This window comes from Tissierellales bacterium, from assembly GCA_035301805.1.
Taxonomy (GTDB): Bacteria; Bacillota; Clostridia; order Tissierellales; family DATGTQ01; genus DATGTQ01.
The window spans coordinates 39,966-61,423 of sequence record DATGTQ010000079.1 but is presented as its reverse complement, the minus strand read 5'-3'; the positions used below and the strand labels follow the sequence as shown (position 1 = coordinate 61,423).

The 21,458-nt window shown below is 28.0% G+C and carries 20 protein-coding genes; 5 read left to right on the top strand and 15 right to left on the bottom strand.

Annotation, left to right across the window (positions count from 1 at the left end; translation table 11 throughout):
- Positions 1-5: 5 nt before the first annotated feature.
- The 5 genes from VK071_03670 (at position 6) to lexA (ending at position 5,303) form a co-directional block, all read left to right on the top strand.
- A complete protein-coding gene (locus tag VK071_03670; GenBank protein HLR34412.1) occupies positions 6-1,196 on the top strand; it encodes a pyridoxal phosphate-dependent aminotransferase in 1,191 nt (396 codons plus the stop codon).
- 227 nt (positions 1,197-1,423) lie between these two features.
- On the top strand, positions 1,424-2,125 hold the full coding sequence (locus VK071_03665) for a HesA/MoeB/ThiF family protein (GenBank protein HLR34411.1): 702 nt from the start codon (positions 1,424-1,426) through the stop codon (positions 2,123-2,125).
- A gap of 858 nt (positions 2,126-2,983) precedes the next feature.
- Complete coding sequence (locus VK071_03660) at positions 2,984-3,178, top strand: hypothetical protein (protein HLR34410.1); 195 nt, start codon at positions 2,984-2,986, stop codon at positions 3,176-3,178.
- Between the two features lie 472 nt (positions 3,179-3,650).
- Positions 3,651-4,619 (top strand): tyrosine recombinase XerC, encoded by a 969-nt coding sequence (locus VK071_03655; protein ID HLR34409.1) that lies wholly within the window; start codon positions 3,651-3,653, stop codon positions 4,617-4,619.
- A gap of 72 nt (positions 4,620-4,691) precedes the next feature.
- Entirely contained in the window at positions 4,692-5,303 is a 612-nt protein-coding gene (gene lexA, locus VK071_03650) for a transcriptional repressor LexA (protein HLR34408.1), read from the top strand.
- Positions 5,304-5,399: 96 nt separating this feature from the next.
- Here lexA and hfq read toward each other — a convergent pair whose 3' ends face one another.
- The 15 genes from hfq to VK071_03575 form a co-directional block, all read right to left on the bottom strand.
- Positions 5,400-5,621 (bottom strand): RNA chaperone Hfq, encoded by a 222-nt coding sequence (gene hfq / locus VK071_03645; GenBank protein ID HLR34407.1) that lies wholly within the window; start codon positions 5,619-5,621, stop codon positions 5,400-5,402.
- 57 nt (positions 5,622-5,678) lie between these two features.
- Complete coding sequence (gene miaA, locus VK071_03640) at positions 5,679-6,620, bottom strand: tRNA (adenosine(37)-N6)-dimethylallyltransferase MiaA (GenBank protein ID HLR34406.1); 942 nt, start codon at positions 6,618-6,620, stop codon at positions 5,679-5,681.
- 45 nt (positions 6,621-6,665) lie between these two features.
- Positions 6,666-8,651 carry a DNA mismatch repair endonuclease MutL gene (gene mutL / locus VK071_03635; GenBank protein ID HLR34405.1) on the bottom strand — a complete coding sequence of 662 codons (1,986 nt, stop codon included), beginning with the start codon at positions 8,649-8,651 and terminating at the stop codon, positions 6,666-6,668.
- 12 nt (positions 8,652-8,663) lie between these two features.
- Positions 8,664-11,267, bottom strand: a complete 2,604-nt coding sequence (gene mutS, locus VK071_03630) for a DNA mismatch repair protein MutS (GenBank protein HLR34404.1) — start codon at positions 11,265-11,267, stop codon at positions 8,664-8,666.
- Between the two features lie 49 nt (positions 11,268-11,316).
- Positions 11,317-12,657, bottom strand: a complete 1,341-nt coding sequence (miaB, locus tag VK071_03625) for a tRNA (N6-isopentenyl adenosine(37)-C2)-methylthiotransferase MiaB (GenBank protein ID HLR34403.1) — start codon at positions 12,655-12,657, stop codon at positions 11,317-11,319.
- Positions 12,658-12,836: 179 nt separating this feature from the next.
- Positions 12,837-12,992, bottom strand: a complete 156-nt coding sequence (locus tag VK071_03620) for a hypothetical protein (protein HLR34402.1) — start codon at positions 12,990-12,992, stop codon at positions 12,837-12,839.
- A 172-nt stretch (positions 12,993-13,164) separates the two neighbouring features.
- Positions 13,165-13,758 (bottom strand): MerR family transcriptional regulator, encoded by a 594-nt coding sequence (locus VK071_03615; protein ID HLR34401.1) that lies wholly within the window; start codon positions 13,756-13,758, stop codon positions 13,165-13,167.
- 226 nt (positions 13,759-13,984) lie between these two features.
- Positions 13,985-14,977, bottom strand: a complete 993-nt coding sequence (locus tag VK071_03610) for a M42 family metallopeptidase (GenBank protein ID HLR34400.1) — start codon at positions 14,975-14,977, stop codon at positions 13,985-13,987.
- Entirely contained in the window at positions 14,978-15,997 is a 1,020-nt protein-coding gene (locus VK071_03605) for a M42 family metallopeptidase (protein HLR34399.1), read from the bottom strand.
- Positions 15,988-17,043 (bottom strand): M42 family metallopeptidase, encoded by a 1,056-nt coding sequence (locus VK071_03600; protein HLR34398.1) that lies wholly within the window; start codon positions 17,041-17,043, stop codon positions 15,988-15,990. Before VK071_03600 ends, VK071_03605 begins: the two co-directional genes overlap by 10 nt.
- Before the next feature lie 222 nt (positions 17,044-17,265).
- Entirely contained in the window at positions 17,266-19,251 is a 1,986-nt protein-coding gene (locus VK071_03595; GenBank protein HLR34397.1) for a bifunctional 4-hydroxy-3-methylbut-2-enyl diphosphate reductase/30S ribosomal protein S1, read from the bottom strand.
- Positions 19,252-19,267: 16 nt separating this feature from the next.
- Positions 19,268-19,846, bottom strand: coding sequence for a lysophospholipid acyltransferase family protein (locus VK071_03590; protein ID HLR34396.1), 579 nt, complete (start codon positions 19,844-19,846; stop codon positions 19,268-19,270).
- Positions 19,847-20,509, bottom strand: coding sequence for a (d)CMP kinase (gene cmk / locus VK071_03585; protein HLR34395.1), 663 nt, complete (start codon positions 20,507-20,509; stop codon positions 19,847-19,849). It abuts the gene before it with no gap.
- A 60-nt stretch (positions 20,510-20,569) separates the two neighbouring features.
- A complete protein-coding gene (aroH, locus tag VK071_03580) occupies positions 20,570-20,929 on the bottom strand; it encodes a chorismate mutase (GenBank protein HLR34394.1) in 360 nt (119 codons plus the stop codon).
- Positions 20,930-20,980: 51 nt separating this feature from the next.
- Complete coding sequence (locus VK071_03575) at positions 20,981-21,430, bottom strand: hypothetical protein (GenBank protein HLR34393.1); 450 nt, start codon at positions 21,428-21,430, stop codon at positions 20,981-20,983.
- Between the last annotated feature and the right edge of the window lie 28 nt (positions 21,431-21,458).

Genomic DNA, 21,458 nt, shown 5'->3' with positions numbered 1-21,458 from the left:
TGCATATGAATTTATCTAAAAAGGGTTTAGAAATATCACCATCTGTAACATTAGAAATTACTGCTAAAGCTAAGGCTATGAAAGCAGAAGGAATTGACGTTATAAGCTTTGGCGCAGGTGAACCAGATTTTAACACTCCTGAATCTATTCAAAAAGAAGGAATAAGAGCGATTAAGAAAGGCTTAACCAAGTATACAGCTGCTTCTGGAATTACAGAACTTAAAAAAGCGGTCTGTGAAAAGCTAGAAAAGGATAATAATTTAACTTATGAACCTGAAAATATTATTATTTCAAGTGGTGCAAAACATTCAATTTATAATGCATTAATGGCAATACTAAACCCAGAAGATGAAGTGATAATTTCTATACCATATTGGGTTAGCTATCCTGAAATGGTTAAAATTGCAGGGGGAAAACCTGTCTTTATTCAAACTAAAGAAGAAAATGGTTTTAAATTTAATGTTGATGATTTAAATAATGTATTGACAGATAAAACTAAAGCAATAATTTTAAACAGTCCAAGTAATCCAACAGGTGCAATTTATACAAAAGATGAATTAGGTGTAATTGCTAATTGGGCTGTTGAAAATAATGTATTTGTAATTTCTGATGAAATTTATGAAAAATTAATATATGATGATCTAAAACATGTAAGTATAGCTAATCTTGGTGATGAAATAAAGGATTTAACTATTGTTATAAATGGGATGTCTAAAGCATATGCTATGACTGGCTGGAGAATTGGATATGCTGCTGCACATAGAGATATAGCAAAAATTATGAGTAATATTCAAAGTCATACTACTTCTAACCCATGCTCAATATCTCAATATGCAAGTATTGAAGGATTAACAGGAGAACAAGAAAACGTTTTAGAAATGAAAAAACATTTTGAAGAAAGAAGAAATTATATGAATAAAGCTGTTAATTCTATTAAAGGATTAAGCTGCAAAAAACCTGAAGGTGCTTTCTATATTATGATTAATTTTAAAGAGTTAAAAGGAAAAGTTATTAATGGACAAACAATAAATAGTTCCTTAGACTTAGCAAACTTATTATTAGATAAAGGTAATGTAGCAGTTGTTCCAGGAATGGGTTTTGGTGATGACGACTATATAAGACTTTCATATGCAACATCTATGGAAAATATTAAAGAAGGATTAAAGAGAATAAAGGATATAGTAGAGGAAAATTAATAGAGATTTAAGTTTAAAGAGAATTAAAATAGAATTGGTAATAATAGTATAATAAAAAAATATATAATATTATAATAAAAGATAATAAAGTTTTACAAGGTAAATACGTTTATCTAAGGATACTTTTAAAGGAAAAAGAACCGCTATATATGCTACAAATATAAAGGGGTTCTTTTTTATTTAGATATAAAATAAGGTTATTATAATAAGGATAATTAGGTGATATTATGAAAAAGCATATTGACAAAAGATATGTTAAGAATATGAATGCTTTGTCTATAGGGGAAAATAAAATTTTAAATGAAAGTAAAGTTTGTATTGTTGGCTGTGGAGGATTAGGTGGATATATTATTGAATTACTTGGGAGAATTGGAGTGGGAAACCTTACTGTTATAGATGGAGATGTTTTTGATGAAACAAATTTAAATAGACAAGTTTTATGTCATACTAAAAATATAGGTCAAAATAAAGCTATTGAAGCAAAAAAAAGGATGGAGCTAGTAAATCCATTAATTAAGGTAACGGCAATAGATAAAATGCTAACTGCAAAAAATGCATCTACTATTTTAAAGGGGCATGATGTTATAGTAGATGCTCTTGATAATATTAAAGTAAGATTATTATTACAAGAAAAAGCTAAACAATTAGATATACCAATGATACATGGAGCTATAGCTGGATTTTATGGTCAGGTTACTACTATCTTGCCTGGAGATGATATACTAAATAAATTATATCCAGAAGATACTATAGAAAAGAAAGGGATAGAAGGGAGTCTGGGAAACCTTTCTTTTATAGTTCCATTAATTGCATCAATGGAAGTTTCAGAAGTAATAAAACTGCTAATAAAACAAGGAGATTTGCTAAATAAAAAAGTTTTATTCATTGATAGCTTAGAAAATAATTATGATTTAATTGAGTTTGATTAATTAACAATGGATATTGTTGGCTATAAGCAATTCAAACATAGGTTAACATAACTTTATTATGTAAACCTATGTTTGAATTATTGAATTAGTTAACATAATAAAATTATGTTAACTAAAATATATTTACTCATGATAATACATTTTTCATCCTAATAGTTAAGCTATAATTTAGAACATTAGTTTTAAGATATTAAAATTATACTAAAATTAAAATCTTATTATATAAAGTATTAGATAATAAGATTTTAATTCAATTAATAAAGTTATCTGAAAAATAATTTATTTATAAAAACTTTATAGTTTCCAACATAAATTTGGTGTAAAATGGAACATTTATAATAATAACAATATAAATCGCATTTTATTGAACTTTATAAAGTTATAAGATTCCAGTTTGTGGTTTAATGCTTTAAACATACGATTTAGGAGCCTTTATATTGTTAAGAATGTTATTGTATTCAAAATGTATTTAAGTCCAAAATTGCCACCTTTTAAAGACCGCTTTTTTATAATTTGCTTTTATAATATTTCGCCCTGGATTTTATAGGAAATTAACAGCGGATACATTACTTAGGAAGCTATTTAAATACTATATAGTTATATATAAATAATATTTGTTATATGTTTAATGGAAATGTTTAATAATTAATTTCAAAGATAAAATAAATGATGAATCAAAATAACCTAAGCTTGAGGTATAAAAATAATCTAACAATGATAAATAATCAACTAATTTTTGTCTAAAATATGGTATAATAAACATAAGGGATTAGTTGAATTAGGCCAAAAAACCACTCTTTCTTCCTATTTTATCTAATATGAAGAGATTGCAGGAGCGCAAAAGAGGAGAGTGGTGATATGGAAAGAGAAACAGTTATGCTGTGGGGTATATTTTGTATGACAATAGTAGCGCTAGTAGGTATAGCTTCTATTACAATATACAATAAGGACAAACTGGAGTTAGAATTTAAAACAAAAACTGAAGTAAAAGATAATGCCAAAAATGAAATAGACTTTAATATGAAGCAAGGAGAAAAAGATACAAAAAAATAGACTTCGTGTTCACAGCACGCAGCCTATTTAAAAGATAGTTCAACTAATTTTATCCTGCAATCTCTTCTATTTTTATTATATCCTATATTTAAAAAAATAACAACATGAGGTGAGGAAATGAATAAAATTTTAATAGCTATGATAACTTGTATAACTATAATAGCTATCTCAAGTATAGTAGCAATTGTTAAAAAACAAAGTAATATGCAATAAAGAATAAATTAGAATTAAATTTTAAAGCGAAAGCTAAGATTGAAGATGATATAAAAATTAATTAGATTTTAATATAAAGCAATATTTATTACTTTTTAAATAGTTAAGATATTTAAATGATTACTATAATTATTTAATACGGTCTATTTACCGTTTATTTTTTTATCTATTTATCATTAGTCACAAAATATGTATTTTGTGACTAACATATGATATAATTATAGTAAAAGTACTAAAAATTATAGAAAGGATGATTTTCATGAGAGATTTACCTATTATTGCAGAGGATTTTTTGAATTATATGGAGACTATTAAAGGTGCTTCCTCAAATACTGTTAAAGAATATTATTATGACTTAAGAACTTTCTTCAAATACCTTAAACTTAGATATCGATTAGTTGATGACTCTATTCCTTTTGAGGATATTGACATCACTGATATTGATGTTGATTTCATCAAAAGAATTAACTTACAGGACCTTCATGCCTATATTGGTTATGTAGATAAAAATATGAATAATGGTAATTATACTAAATCTCGAAAAGTTGCTAGTATTAAATCATTTTATTCTTATCTTTATGGCATTGTAAATGTTATAGATAAAAATCCAGCAGATTTCTTAGAGTTCCCTAAAACTAAAAATCGACAACCTGTCTTCCTCACTTTAGAAGAAGCGACAAAACTTCTAGATGCCGTTAACACTAATAAAAATGAGTACTATAGAAAAAGAGATTATGCTATCCTCACCCTCTTCTTAAACTGTGGCTTAAGATTGTCAGAGCTTGTTAGTATTGATATTGATAAGATAAAAGGTGACACTTTAGCCGTTGTAGGAAAAGGAGATAAAGAAAGGACTATATACTTAAATGACTCTTGTATTTCTGCTATTGATGACTATTTAAAGGTTAGACCTGAAGAAAATAATGATAAAAAAGCATTATTTTTAAGTAAAAGAAAAAACAGAATAAGTACTAGAGCTGTTCAGCATGCAATAGATAAATATTTAAAGATAGCAGGGTTAGATCCTACTGTCTATTCCGCCCATAAGCTAAGACATACAGCGGCAACTTTAATGTATCAATATGGTAATGTAGATATTAGAGCGTTGCAAGAAATTTTAGGACATGAAAATGTTTCTACAACCCAAATATATACTCACATTGATGACCAACGTCTTAGAACTGCTGTAAAGAGCAATCCACTTGCTGACCATAATAATTCAAATTAGAACTAATGTTTGATGTTTAAATATTAATATGGTATAATCATATAAATAAAGTAAATATAAGGGGTGATATACGTGTATAAAGACTTAAGTGATAGACAACTTCAGATACTTAATTTTATTAAGTCACAAGTTGAAATTAAAGGTTATCCTCCTTCTGTAAGAGAAATATGTAAAGGAGTAAACCTTAAATCTACTTCGACTGTTCACGGGCATTTAGAAGCCCTTGAAGAAAGAGGATATATAAGAAAAGATCCAACTAAACCAAGAGCTATTGAAATAACTGATAAAAACTATCTAAATTCAAAACAAGATATTGTTTCTGTACCAGTTGTTGGCTGTGTTACTGCTGGAAAACCTATTTTGGCTGTAGAAAATATAGAAAGCACTTTCCCTATATCCAAAGAATTTACTCAAGATGCAGACATTTTCATGCTTAAAGTTCAAGGGGATAGTATGATTGATGCTGGTATATATAGTGGCGATTATATTCTAGTGAAACAACAAAATTATGCGAATAATGGTGATATTGTCGTTGCTTTAATTGATGAAGAAGCAACAGTTAAAAGATTTTTTAAAGAAGAAAATTATATAAGATTACAACCAGAAAATTCTTCTATGGGGCCAATATATACTGATAACGTACTAATATTAGGTTTAGTTATAGGACTATATAGACAATTTTAAAGGTTTACATAGAAATTATATTGTAAAATATTATTAGTTTAATCATAAAAGACCTGGAATTAATCCCAGGTCTTTTATGATTATATTATTTCCATTCTATAATGTATCTTTATTAGCTAAATCTATAATTGTACTTGGTACTATTGTTGATATTGCATGTTTATAAATTAATTGTTGTTTTCCTTCACTATCAAGAATTAATGTATAATTATCAAAACCTTTAACAATACCTTTTAGCTGATATCCATTTACTAAAAAAACCGTAATACCTACTCTCTCTTTTCTAGCTCTATTCAAAAAAACATCTTGAAGATTCATTGGGCCTTTCAAATTGACAACCTCCCTTATTATTATTTAATTCTTTTATTTAATTATTTACTTTTTCTTTACATAATTTATAATATCATTTTCTATATTATATGAACCAGTAAATTTGTCAATATCTATCCACTTTATATCTTTATTCCTTCTAAACCAAGTTAACTGTCTTTTTGCAAGTCTTCTTGAGTTTTGTTTTATTAAGTTAATTGCTTCTTCTAAACTAATCTCTCCTTCAAAATATTTAATAACTTCTTCATAACCAATTCCCTTCATAGAAGTTAAACTTTTATCATATCCCATTTTTAATAGATTCTCTACTTCTCCTAAAAGTCCTTCTTTTATCATTAATTCTACTCTTTTATTTATCCTTGAATATAATCTTGCCCTTTCCATGCTTAGTCCAACTAAAGTTAAATCATATTTATTATTTGGCCTTCGGAGATCTTTATAATAATCTGACATAGGTTTACCAGTTTCATTATATATCTCTAAGGCTCTTATAACTCTTTTTCTATCGTTTTTATGGATTCTTTTAGCCGACTTAGGATCTACTTCCTTTAGCTGATTGTAAATATAGTCATTCCCATACTTATCAGCCAATGATAAATATTTATCTCTCAATATATAATTTGGAGATACTTGAGTAAAACTTAATTGATATACTAGTGAATTAATATAAAACCCTGTACCTCCTACTATCATCGGTAACTTTCCTCTATTATATATGTCCTCTATATGTTCTGTAGCAGCTTCTTTATAATCTGCTACAGTAAACTCTTCATCTGGATAAACAATGTCTATCATATAATGTGGAATATCCTTCATTTCTTCCTCTTTAATCTTTGCCGTTCCAATATCCATATATTTATATATCTGCATAGAATCAGCCGAAATAATTTCTCCCTCTAACTTTTCAGCAATCTTAACTGAAACACCTGTTTTTCCTACCGCAGTTGGCCCTAAAAGAATAAATAAAGGTATTTTTTCAACTGTCATTTAATCATCCTTTACATAAATACATAAACCTTTTACATAATCCTTTTACATAATCCTTTTAAATTGCTTCTCTAACTCTTGCTTAGTCATTTTTATAATAGTTGGTCTGCCATGAGGACATGTATATGGATTTTCTATTTCCTCTAGTTGTTTAAATAAGTTATATACTTCTATTTCCGTGATTTCATCCCCGGCCTTCACAGCGTTAGAACAAGCAATTTTCATTATCTTCTCTAATCTCATTTCATAATTACTCTCTATATCTTCATTAAAATTATCTAATATATCAAAAAATAATTCTTTATAATTAGGTTTACCAAACAATACAGGCACTCCCCTTAAAGCTATGCTATTCATACCAAATTCATCTATTTCAAAACCTAATTTACGAAACAAATCTATGTTCTCCTTAAAAACACTTAATTCTTGATCAGTTAAATCTATTATCTCAGGAGCTAACATTTTTTGAATTATAACCTTTTCATTTTTATATTCCTTTTTATACTTTTCATATAATATTCTTTCGTGGCTAGCATGTTGGTCTATAATATACAAACTATCATTAGTATTATCTTGAGTAATTATATAGGTTTTAAACGCAATGCCAATTATTTTTAAATCTGTTAATAACGGAAATTTATCTCCCTTGGATTTAGTTTTTAAATCATGATTATCTATTGAATTTTTATCCCTTTTACATTCCCTACTTATACTCTTTTTCTCAACACTATCTTCAGCTTTATTTTGACTATATAGATTGTTATCATCTACATCTTCATAATTTATATTATTATAGTCTACATCCTCATAATCTGCATGATTATAGCTATTGCTATTATTATCTATATTTTTATAATTTATATTCTCATACCTATTATTATAATCATTGTAATCTTCATCAGAATCTCTAATTTCATCTACTGGCTTTTTTTCATCCTTTTGACTACTATTCATATTTTCTTTTGGTATATCTAAAAATGTAATATCTTCATATTCTGTCTTCTTTTTTTTCTTTTTAGATAATTCAACTTTTGGTACACTGTATAAACTATGAATAGCAGAATTTATACATTTATTTATTGCTACATCTAACATATATTGTTGTTCAATTTTTACCTCTTGTTTGGTTGGATGAATATTTACATCTATTAACATAGGATCAATTTCTATAAATAATATAAACACTGGAAATTTATTAATAGGTATTAATGTTTTATACTTCTCTTCTACAATTTTTGATATATGATGGCTTTTTATATATCTATTGTTAATATAAACATATTGGTGAGCCCTACTCCCTCTATAAAAAATATTATTTGAAATATACCCATAAATTTTCGAAACATCATCTTCATAATAAACTTCCTTTAAATTCTCAACAAATTCTTTGCCAAGTAATAAATAAATATTTGAAGATAAATCATTATTCCCAGGTGTATTTATTACAACCCTATCATCTTTAATATATTTAAATGATATATTTGAGTTACCAAGGGCCAATTTATATATTAAATCACTTATATGTTTAGATTCAGTAATATTACTCTTTAAAAATTTTTTTCTAACAGGTATATTATAAAATAGGTCTTTAACGATCATTGTGGTACCTATGGGACATCCAACTATATTTTTTTCTATAACTTTGCCATTTTCTATATATAATTGGCTACCCTTTAAACTATCCTTCGTTTTTGTTAAAGTTTCCATCTTACTTACTGTAGATATACTAGCTAAGGCTTCTCCACGAAAACCTAAAGATATAGTTTCACTAAGATCTTCTATAAATTCTATTTTACTTGTAGAATGTCTTTTAAAAGCTAAATCTACCTCATCATTAGGAATGCCCTTTCCATCATCTGTTACTCTTATATAACTTTTACCAGCATCCTTAATTTCTACTACAATGTTTTTTGCCCCTGCATCAATTGAGTTTTCAACTAACTCTTTTACTATAGAGGCAGGTCTTTCTATAATTTCACCTGCTGCAATTTTATTAACAGTAACTTCATCAAGTATTTTTATCCTATTCATCTTTATCATCTCCTAAAGTTCCTTTGCTTCCTCTACTAATTTATGAAGAATATTTAAGGCCTCTATTGGAGTCATTTTTACTGTATCTATATATTTAATCTTCTCTATTAAATTATCCTTTTTATAATCTGTAAGGTTTAATTGAGTGTTTTCGTTACTACTATCTTTTATTTCTATGTTTTGATTTTCCTTATGACTAAATTCAATACTCTTTAATATCTCATTGGCCCTCATAATAATACTTTGATTTATACCAGCAAGTTTTGCTACTTCAACACCATAACTTTTATTAGTACTTCCTTCTACTATTTTTCTTAAGAATATAATTTCATCACCTTGTTCTTCTATAAGAATATTATAATTTTTAATTCCTGGAAGTCTATTTTCAAGTTCAGTTAGCTCATGATAATGTGTAGCAAATAAAGTCCTAGCTTTTATATTTTCAGCTATATATTCCACAACTGCCCAAGCAATACTTAGTCCATCATAGGTACTAGTTCCCCTACCTACTTCATCTAATATTATTAAACTATCTTTAGTAGCATTGCTAATTATATTAGATACTTCATTCATCTCAACCATGAAAGTACTTTCACCTTGTGATAAGTTATCAGATGCACCTATCCTAGTAAATATTCTATCTACTAGCCCTACAGAAGCTTCTTTAGCAGGAACAAAGCTACCTACCTGAGCCATTAGTGTTATAAGTGCTACCTGTCGCATATACGTTGATTTACCAGCCATATTAGGACCAGTAATTATTAAACATCTACTATCTTTATTATCTAACACTGTATCATTAGGAACAAATAATTCTTCCTCTAAAGTTTTCTCAACTACTGGATGTCTACCTTCTTTTATATCTATAAAGCCATCGTTGTTTAAACTAGGTCTAACATAATTATTCGTATATGCCACATATCCTAAAGAATTTAAAGCATCAATTTTAGATATTATTTTACTTACTTTTTGTATTCTTGCCGTTTCCTTCTTTATTCTATCCCTAATATTTACAAAAATTTTATATTCTAAATCAATCATTTTTTCTTCAGAACCTAAAATTGTTGATTCCATATCTTTTAACTTAGGAGTTATATATCTTTCAGAATTAACTAATGTTTGCTTTCTAATATATTCATCAGGCACCAATTCTAAATTAGATTTAGTTACCTCTATAAAGTAACCGAAAAGTTTGTTATATCCAATTTTTAATGATTTAATCCCTGTTTTCTTTTTTTCTTCTTGTTCTAAATTACTTAACCATTCCTTACCATTCTTCGAAATGGATTTTAGTGATCTTAGTTCTTCATTAAAGTCACCTTTAATTATTCCGCCTTCTTTTATAGATATAGGTGGTTCGTCTACTATAGAATTATCAATCAAATTAAATACATCATCTAGGGTATCAATTTTATCTGCTAATTTATTTAATGGGGCATATCCTGAATCAATAATAAGCTTCTTTATCTTAGGTAATTCTTCCAATGAACTTTTTAAAGAAATTAAATCTCTTGCATTACAATTACCATAAGTAATTTTCCCCATCAATCTTTCCAAATCATAAATATTCTTTAAATATTCTTTAATTTCACTTGTTAAAATAACATCTTTAGAAAAGATTTCTACAATATCAAGTCTTTCCTCTATAAGTTCTTTTTCAATTAATGGCTGCTCCAGCCAATTTTTTAGCAATCTACCTCCCATGGCAGTAGATGTTTTATCTAGTAGCCATATTAAACTACCCTTCTTACCTTTTCCCATAATAGTTTCATTAATTTCAAGATTTATTCTAGTATTTATATCTAGTTCCATATAATTATCCAAATTATAGTATATAACTTCATTAATATGAGTAAGGGCAATTTTTTGAGTTTCTTTTAAATAGTTTAAAAGAATTCCAGTAGCTAAAACACTGTACTTTTTTCTATTTATACCTGACTTTTCAAATACATTATCATCAAAATTATTTTCAATAATATCTTTGCAAAACTTTATATTTATTAACTGATTATCATATTCATTTATATAGGAATTAATGTTATTTTGTATTATTTTAATTATTTTATTTTTTCTTCTCAGCTTATTATTTAAAATAATCTCCGAAGGTTGTATTTTTCCTATTTCGTCTAGAACAAAATTTAATGTAGATTGTCCATTTCCTAAAAGTTCAGTAGTATATAATTCTCCCGTAGAATTATCAACATATGATATACCTGCACCATATTCATCATGATATATGCAGGCTAAAAAATTATTTGATTTTTCATCTAGAGCATTCATATCCGTTATAGTACCAGGAGTTACAACTTGAATTACATCCCTTTTAACAATACCTTTAGCTTCTGATGGGGATTCAAGTTGTTCACATATTGCAACCTTATAACCTTTATCAATTAATTTTGCAATATAAGGTTCCACTGCATGATAAGGCACACCACACATAGGTGCCTTCTTATCCTGGCCTATTCCCCTTTGTGTCAAAGTAATTTCTAATTCCCTAGAAGCGATTAATGCATCATCAAAAAACATTTCATAAAAGTCACCTAACCTAAAAAAAAGTATGCTATCTTTATAATTAGATTTAATCTCCATATATTGTTTCATCATAGGTGTCATTTCTTTCAACTAAATCCCTCCAGCTGTTTATTACTATACTAATTACCTTCTAAACTAATATACCTTCTAAAGTAAAAGTTTTAACTTCAGTAACTTTTACTTTAACTAATTTGCCTATTAAATCTTTGTCACCACTAAAATGTATCAATTTTTCACTTCTAGTTCTTCCACTCAATACAGTATCATCATTTTTACTAGTACCTTCTACTAAAACCTCAACTACCTTATCTTTATATTTTAAATTATTATCATACATAACAACATATAGTTTATCTAATAATCTTTGGAATCTTTGATGCTTAACTTCATAGGGAATTTGTTCTTCCATTTTTGCTGCTTGAGTTCCCTCTCTAATTGAATATAAGAAAGTAAAAGCTGAATCATATTTTACTTTTTCAACTAAATCTAAGGTTTCATTAAAATCCTCTTCTGTTTCACTAGGAAATCCTACAATTATATCAGTAGTTATAGAAATATTAGGAATTATACTTTTTACTTTCTCTATTTTAGCTAAATAGTCTTCTTTTGTATACTTTCTATTCATCAGTTTTAGAATTCTATTGCTCCCTGATTGAACCGGTAAGTGTAAATGCTCACAAACTTTTTCACATTCAGCCATTGCATATATTAAATCATCGGATAAATCCTTAGGATGAGATGTCATAAATCTAATTCTTTCAATACCATCAATTTTATTTACATCTCTTAAAAGCTGTGGAAATCTATAGTCTTTATTTAATGTTTTACCATAGGAATTAACGTTTTGTCCTAATAAAGTAATTTCCTTATAACCTTTTTTGGCTAAATTGCTTATTTCTTTTATTATGGCCTCGGGTTCTCTACTCTTTTCCCTACCTCTAGTATAAGGTACTATACAATAGGAGCAAAAGTTGTTACATCCATATGTTATATTAGTAAAGGCTTTAAAATCGTATTTTCTATTTGCATCAATATCCTCTACTATCTCCCTAGTATCCTCAACAATATCAACTATAGTTTCTTTTGTTTGTAAATGCCTGTTTATTAATTGAGGCAATTTTTGAATATTATTAGTTCCAAATATTATATCAACATGGCTATACTTTTCCACTATAACTTCTCTAATTTCTTTACGTTGCATCATACAACCACATACTGCTAGTATCATATCAGGCTTTTGGTTTTTTAAATGCTTCAATGCTCCTAATTGGCCATAAACCTTTAGCTCTGCATTTTCTCTTACTAAACAAGTATTATATATAATAATATCGCTATCTTTTATTTCATTTGTAAATCTATAACCCATTTGTTCTAAAATCCAAGAGATTTTTTCAGAATCATGTTCATTCATTTGACAACCAAAAGTTAAAATCGTATATTTTTTATCGTTTTTTATATTATCTAAATTCATTACTGTACCTCCTGTTTCTTACTTTCAACTATTTCTATACCATTATATCACAATCATTAGTTTTTATAAGCTTTTATATCATAGTTAGTTTTTATACAATAATTAAATTGAGTAGGTAGTAAACTCTATATTTTTACCACCTACTCAATTTAATTATATAATATTTATTTTTTAAGTAGTTAATCCTCCTGTATCAGTACGTTTTCATATAAATCACATTTTTTAAAACTACAAGTTCCTTGAACATTATTTATACAAGTTACAGCACCACATTTTTTATGGTTATGATTATATGTAGGAGAAATATTCTTACTATTTATACTTTTTGAATCCATAACAGTCAACCCCTTATATATTAGTTATCTAAATTATACCATGCTCAACAAATAAAATCAACAGTATTTTCTGATAATTGAATACTAGTTATAATTTTATTGCAATATTTCATTCTTTTTTTATATATAAAAGGTTGCTATGCAAGTTAAAATTCATGTCTTGCAAAATTTTTTATGGTTTTTTAAACAAACGTTTTAAAGGGTTCTGTTTATTTTTAGATTTATTAATTTCTTCTTTAAGTTCTAAATTTTCATAGGTTTTTTGCTTAACCTTCATTTTAAGTTTAGCATTTTCACAAATCAGTACATCCCTTTCACTATTATTCAATTCATTTCTTAATTTAGTTATCTCATCCCTCAATTCCTCAAGAAGCTTATCACTTCCTTCAGCATTTTTATCTAAAGCAGCTTCCAGTTCATTAAAAAACTCTTCTTGAAGATATCCACTTATTTCCTTCGATAATTTCGCCGGTTCTATTTTGTCCCTAGGCATTATATTTGTTAAAGCTGCACTTTCCTCCTCATTTAAGGCTAATTGCGGCGATTCAATTATTAATTTAATTTGTTTGTTACTGAAACCCTTTTCTTGTAGAACCTTTATATACTGAAATATTTCAATTTCCTGAAAGGTATAATATCTATGATTGGCTTCATTTCTAGGAATATCTAGCTCAAATTCTTTTTCATAATACCTTAGAACATGTGGAGGGTATTCAGTAACTTCTGCAGCTTCAGAAATAGTATAATGTTTTTGTGTATCCAACATTTTTCTTCCCCCTTTAAATCCCTGTTAATTATAAGTTCGTCAAAAAACTTGAAATTCCTTTATATCCTATTTAAGTTTTTTATTCTAAATTTCAATATAATATTACAAATTATTCTAAACAAAATCGTATAAGTAGATATTTTGTCAATTTATCGAATTTTATAGGCTTTAAATTCTAATTTTTATAAAAAAAGGACTGAAAGTCTCAGTCCCTTAAGTTTTTAATTTATATTTCTTTTTCAAGAAGATTTGTCAAAAGCCTAATTGAATTTACTATGTCATTTTTGGAGGCCATCTCTATAGTAGAATGTACATACCTAGTAGGAATAGAAATTACCCCTGAAGGTATTCCTTCTCTTGTAAGATGGATGGCACCTGAATCTGTACCCCCAAATTCTAACACTTCCATTTGATATGGAATATCTTTTTCCCCGGCTACTTCTACCATTAATTCTCTAACCTTAGGGTGAGCAAGTATGGAATTATCCTTTACTTTAATTGCTGTACCTTTATCTAAACTTATAGCAAATTTCTTAGCCTTTGGTGTATCTCCACTACCTGTAACATCAATAGCAATTCCCATGTCTGGATTAATTCTATATGCGGAAGTTTTAGCACCCCTAAGTCCTACTTCTTCTTGAACTGAAAAAACAAAGTATAAATCATTATTAGTCTTTTTAACATTTTTAATAGTATCTATTAATACATAACATCCTACCCTATCATCTAAACATTGTGAAAAAACAACATTTTCATTTTCCTCATAACCAGATTTATAAACACAAATATCTCCTATTTTCACCTTTTGCTCTGCTTCTTCCTTACTAAAAGCTCCAATATCTATATACATTTTATCAAGTTCTATCCTTGATGAATCCTCCATAGGCTCTGTATATATAACTCCAACAGTACCATTTTCAAAAACGACTTTTTGACTCAATGAAATATCTGGCGATATGCCACCTACATTTGTAAATCGTAAAAACCCTTTTTTATCAATAGCAGTTATCATAAGTCCAATTTGATCCATATGAGCAGCTAACATTATTTTTTTACCATTACCTTTTTTTCTTGCAATTAAGTTTCCTAAAGCGTCTACTTCAACCTCATCTACATAGTCTTTTATTTCATTTTCAATAAATTCTCTTATTCTATCTTCATTACTAGATGGTGAATAAACATTTGTTAAATCATTAAGTAGCTGACCGTTAAAATTCATTTATAAACCCTCCCCTTCTATATCTTTCAAAACTGCCTTTAAAAGTTTAAAAGTATTTTCATAATCATCCTTTGACATAACAGAAACAGGTGAATGTATATATCTACAAGGTACAGAAATTGTTGTAGTTATAGAGCCCTCTTTAGCTAAATGAATTTTCCCAGAATCATTTCCACCAAAAGTAGTTTTTCTATATTGATAAGGTATATTATTTTTCTTAGCTATAGATACAATTCTTTCTCTTAGTTTAATATTATAAACTGTAGTTCTATCCATTAATGAAATAGCAGGCCCATCTCCTAAAACAGTTGAAATTTCATAAACTTCAGCTTTTGGCATATCAGAACACAAAGTACCTTCCAATATAATGCTTACATCTGGCTCTACACTAAAGGCAGCAGGACCAGCTCCCCTAAGACCTACTTCTTCCATAACCGTAAATACCCCATAATAACTGAAACTTGACTCTTCTTTTAGCAAATCTATAAGTAAACTACAACCTACCCTATTATCTAATGCTTTAGCTTTAATTAAATTATTGCCAAATTCTAAGGATTCAGTATCAAATGTTACATAATCTCCTATAGAAACTAATTTTTCTGCTTCCTCTTTATTATTAACACCTATATCAATATATAAATCCTCAATATCTAAAGCATTTTCCCATTCAGTACGTTTTTGTAAATGTATAGGCTTTGCACCTATAACACCTTGTATTTTATCTTTTCCAACTTTCACTGGTTTTGAAACTAATACTCTTTTATCTATACCTCCCACAGGCACAAACTTTAGAAGGCCAGAATCATCTATATTAACTACCATAAGTCCAACTTCATCTAAATGAGCTGTAACCATTAATTTAGGGGCATTAACTTTTCCCTTTTTGTAAACAATAACATTCCCAATATTATCTATCTTTATATCATCTACATAATCCTTTATTTCATCTATAATAATATTTCTAACTTCACTTTCATTTCCAGATACGCCAGAAGCTTCTGTTAATTTTTTTAATAACATAGGAATCCCTCCAAGTTATCACTAGTTATAGAACTTATAAATAGTGATAATAATTTAGCGGTATTTCTTATATCTACCATATCTATAATTTCAACTGAAGTATGCATATACCTTAATGGTATTGATATACATAATGTAGGTATGCCAGCCTTTGTTATCTGTATGGCATATCCATCTGTACCTGTAGCTCCAGGAGCGATTTCCATTTGATAGGGAATATTATATTCATCAGCTAACTTAACTATATGCTTTCTTAGTCCTGGATGTATATTTCCACCTAAAGTAATTCCTGGCCCCTTGCCCATTTCTAAGGTATCTTTTTTTGGCAATTCAGGAGTGGCTCCAAAGCCTACATCGATGGCTATACCTATGTCAGGATTTATACTATAAGTACTGGTAAAAGCTCCCCTAACTCCTACCTCTTCTTGCACAGTGGAAACAAAATATACATCTACTTCATGAACTATCTTTTCTAATTCTTTAGCACATTCTAATAAAGTCACTACACCAGCTCTATCATCTAATGCTTTGCCTGTAACCCTTTCACCTTGTAAACTTGCAAAATTTCGCCTTATTGTAATTGGATCTCCAATTTTTACTACTCTTTTTACTTCCTCTTTTGATAGACCTAAATCAATAGTCATATCCTCCATTTTTATTGTTTTATTAGCCCTATCAGAAGATTGAAAATGGGGTGGCCTAGCTCCTATTATTCCAATAATATCTTCTTTTCCATGTACTACTACTTCTTGACTTAATAATGTTCTTGGATCAATTCCACCTATATTAGAAAATCTAATAAATCCATTCTCTTCAATATAAGTTACAATTAAGCCTATTTCGTCAAGATGAGCGGCCAACATGACTTTTAAATTTTCTTTATTATTTGTACCTTTTTTTACTGCTAAAATATTACCTAAATTATCAACATGAATATCATCAGTATAGTTTTTCATTGCCGATATAACAATATCATTTAAACCACTTTCAAAACCAGAAATACCATAAGCATTACTTAATTTCTGCAAAAACTTTTTTGTATCCAATATAACCCCCCCTTTGTTAATTAAGATACTATAAGTATAACATACAATAAGATTGTTTAGAGAAACTAAACAATCTTATTGTAAAAAAATTATATTTTAGCATAAAAAAAGTTCTGTGGTAAGAATACCACAGAATCATTATAAAGGGGGTCTTGATGTAGTTTGTGAGGTCAATAATATTATTACCATAACTAAATATTTTATACATCAAACCCCAATTAATTATTCTTTATCCTTTATCATATCACCAATAGTAACTTCTGGCTCTTCATTTTCATCATTATATTTACCTTTATCTTCTATATCTTTTTGGATAGCCTCTTTTATACTTAAACTTATTCTTTCTTCTTCTCCTATATCAATTATTTTTACTTTTACTTTATCACCTTTACTTAAAACATCCTTTGGCTTATGGACATGCTCATTTGATATTTGAGAAACGTGAACTAATCCATCTACTCCTTCTTTTAATTGTACAAATGCTCCAAAATCTAATAGATTAACTACTATTCCTTCAACAATATCTCCTACTTTGTTGTTTTCAATAAATACATCCCATGGTTTTGGATACTTTTGCTTATAGCCTAATGAGATTCTATTCTTTTCTTTATTAAAATCTTGTACAATTACTTTAACTTCTTCACCTTCTTTTAAAATATCTGAAGGATGATTAATCCTTGACCAAGATAGATCCGATATGTGAATTAATCCATCTACACCACCTAAATCAACAAAAGCACCAAAGTTTGTCAATCTTTTTACTTCTCCACTAATAGTCTTATTAATTTCTAAAGATTCCCATAGACCTTCTCTTTTTTTCTCTAATTCTTCTAGTTCTACATTTTTTCTCGATAATATAATTCTATTTTTTTCTTTATCAAAATCAATTATCTTTACATTAAATACTTTACCATTATAGTTGCTCAAATCTTTAACATAATTAGTCGATAAATGAGAAGCAGGTATAAATCCATTTATTTCATTAACTAATCCGATAACTCCACCCTTTACTATATCAGTTACTTTGCACTCTATTACCCCGTTATTTTCGTATATTTCCTCTAATTTCTCCCAATTTTTAATATTATCAACTTTCTTAATTGAGAGTAGAACGTTACCTTCGCCATCATCCAAATTTATTACATAGACCTCAACAGTATCTCCCTCTTTATATAGACTTTTAGGATTTATATCTTGGTCATTTGAAAGCTCTCCTTTAGAAACTATACCATCTGATTTATAGTTAATATTTACCATAACTTCATTATTAGTTACTGTTATAACTTCTCCCTTAACTACATCTCCGCGATGAATACTAACAAAAGAATTTTCTATTGCTTCCAACATTTCTTGATCATCAATATTATTATTTGAATTCTTCATTGTATCTATAACCTCCTTAATTATGACATCAGGTGTAGAGGCACCTGCAGTTACTCCTATTGTATTAAATTTTAGTACCTCTTGCAAAGGTAAATCTTCTATTGTTTCAATATGGTATACACTAGGACAATAATTTCTTGCTACCTCTGCTAATTTATTAGTATTAGAACTATGAAATCCACCTATTACAACCATAGCATCTACTTTTTGAGCTACATCTTTACAAGCATCTTGGCGAAGTTTTGTAGCATTACATATAGTGTTAAAAATTTTGACCTCTTTACCTTTGTCCTTAATTATTTCAGAGAGGGTTTCAAATTTTTCTTTAGTATTAGTAGTTTGTGAAACAACGCATATTTTCTCATATTCATCTAGACTATTAGCATATTCAATATTATTGATAATTTCAGCTTCATTGTTACACCATCCATTGATTCCTATCACTTCCGGATGATTAGAATCACCAATAATAACTATTTTATACCCTTTTTCCTGATAATTCTTCACTCTATTATGGACACTTTTTACGTAAGGGCAAGTTGTATCAACAACCTCAAAGCCTTTTTTTTCGGCATTTTGCTGAATTTCATATGGAACGCCATGAGCTCTAATAATTATTTTACCTTTACCTTCATTAGAAATTTCTTCTATAACTTCTAAACCTAAATTCTTTAGGTGAGCTACCACTTGTTTATTGTGTATCAATGGACCTAATGAATAAATATTTGTATCTTCACTAAAATTATTTATTGTTTCCAGGGCTAAATTTATAGCCCTATCTACACCAAAACAATAGCCTGCATGGTCTGCTAAAATAATTTGCAAAACATTTCCCCCTATTCTACTTAAGTGAATAAATTGAGTACATTATCTCTTCACTTAGTTTTTTATAATCTTCACCTGTAGTTTTTTGTTTATGATATTTATCAACTTTTATTGGATCTCCAACTTTAATCAATACTTTACCAAAAATCCTATATTTAGAATCTATATAAATAGGTATTACTGGTGCCTGTGCCTTTACAGCAATTATACCTATGCCTGGTTTTGCATTTTTAATATCAGGTTCATAAACTCTTTTACCCTCTGGAAAAATGCCTAATATGCCATTATTTTTTAATACTTTCATAGAATTTCTAATTGCCGATAAATCTGAACCTTCCCTATCTACGGGGAAGGCCCCTAAATTTCCTATTAACCATTTAGAAAATTTATTTTCAAAAAGTTCTTTTTTTGCCATAAAGTTTATAGGCCTTGGAATTGATATAGCCAATGCAATTGGGTCTAAAAGACTTATATGGTTAGCACAGACTATAACCTTGCCATCCTTTGGTATTTTTTCCTTCCCGATTACCTTAAATCTGAAAAAGATTCTAAATAAAACATTGCAAATTCCCCTACAAACTTTATAAAATGTCAATTAATTATCCCCCTCAATAATATTAAGTATTTTTTTTACAGATTCATCAATAGTTTTGTTAGTTGTATCAATTTCATAAGCATCTGGACTTTTTAATAAAGGCCCAACTTCTCTATTACTATCAATTTTATCTCTTATAGCTATTTCTTCTTTTACTTGTTCAAAGCTTACACTCTTTTCACCCTTCTTTATTAGCTCTAAGTGTCTCCTTTTAGCTCTTTCTTCAATAGAGGCTAATACAAAGAATTTATACTCAGCATTAGGTAATACTATTGTTCCAATGTCACGGCCATCCATAATTACATTTTTCTCTTTAGCAATGTCCTGTTGCTTTTTAACCATTATACTTCTTACTTGTTTAATCTTTGATATATTTGAAACATTTTGATTAATAATATTTTTTCGTATCTGCTTGTCTACTTTTTCATTATCCAAATAAATATGATTGTTAGAGAAATCAATTTTAGTATTTTCTAATAGGCTAACAATAGAAGGTATATTTGAAAAATCAATATTTTCACTTATAACTTTTAATGTTAATGCCCTATACATAGCTCCTGTATCAATATATTCTAGTCCTAATTTTTTACTAATAATTTTAGCCATAGTGCTTTTGCCAGAAGCAGCAGGACCATCTATTGCAATAGAAAATTTATTTTTCATGCTGTATTTCCTCCTATATAAAATTATAACCACCTTGTGGTGGTTGTTGCATAATTTTCATCAAGATAAATCTGGACGTAATACCTTAGCTTCTTTCAAATAAACGTGTTTTACATTACTTTGGGAAGTTTCCTCATTATATAATATCATTACTCTTATACATTTTCTTAAACTATTTGAAACTTCCATTTCATTAAAACACATTAAACCACTATGAATATAGCCTAGCTCCCTTGCAGTTTTTGCTGGATAATCCGCATTTAAATCTTTAGTTACAGAGAATATAATACTTATTACCTTATCCTTTTCTATATTATTTTCCTTTTCTATTTTTTGAATAAGTTCCTTTGTGTTTTTAGCAATGTCAGCTTTATTATTTTGTTCTACCGTAATTGCTCCTCTAATAGCAATAATACTCATAAAACACCACTTTCTTTTATAATTATATATTAAAAAGGCATTAGACTCAAGCTATTTTAACTTAACTCTTCCTAACATTTCAATGCTTTGAGAAGTTTCAATAGTAGTATCTAATTCAGGTAGCTTTAAATTTTCGCTAATACCTATTATTTGAACTTTTACCCTTTCTAAATATTTAGTACCATCTATTTCAATTAAATCATTATTATATACTTGGATGCTTACTTCATCATTACCTTGAAAATTATCAACTTCATCCCCATTTACAAGTATTTTAATATCTTCTAAATTATTATTTAATAACTTTAAAATAACAATGCCTTTTTCATTTATATTTAACTTATTCATAGGAGTAAATTCATTACCATTATTATGTTTACCAATTACTGCTACTATATCCATATCACTAGGTGAAATAATTTGAATAAAGACTAAAAATAGCATACTTATAACTGTTAAAATTAATATTACTATTTCTAATCCATGAAATAATTTACGCACAAAAACTCCTCCTAAATATTACATATTC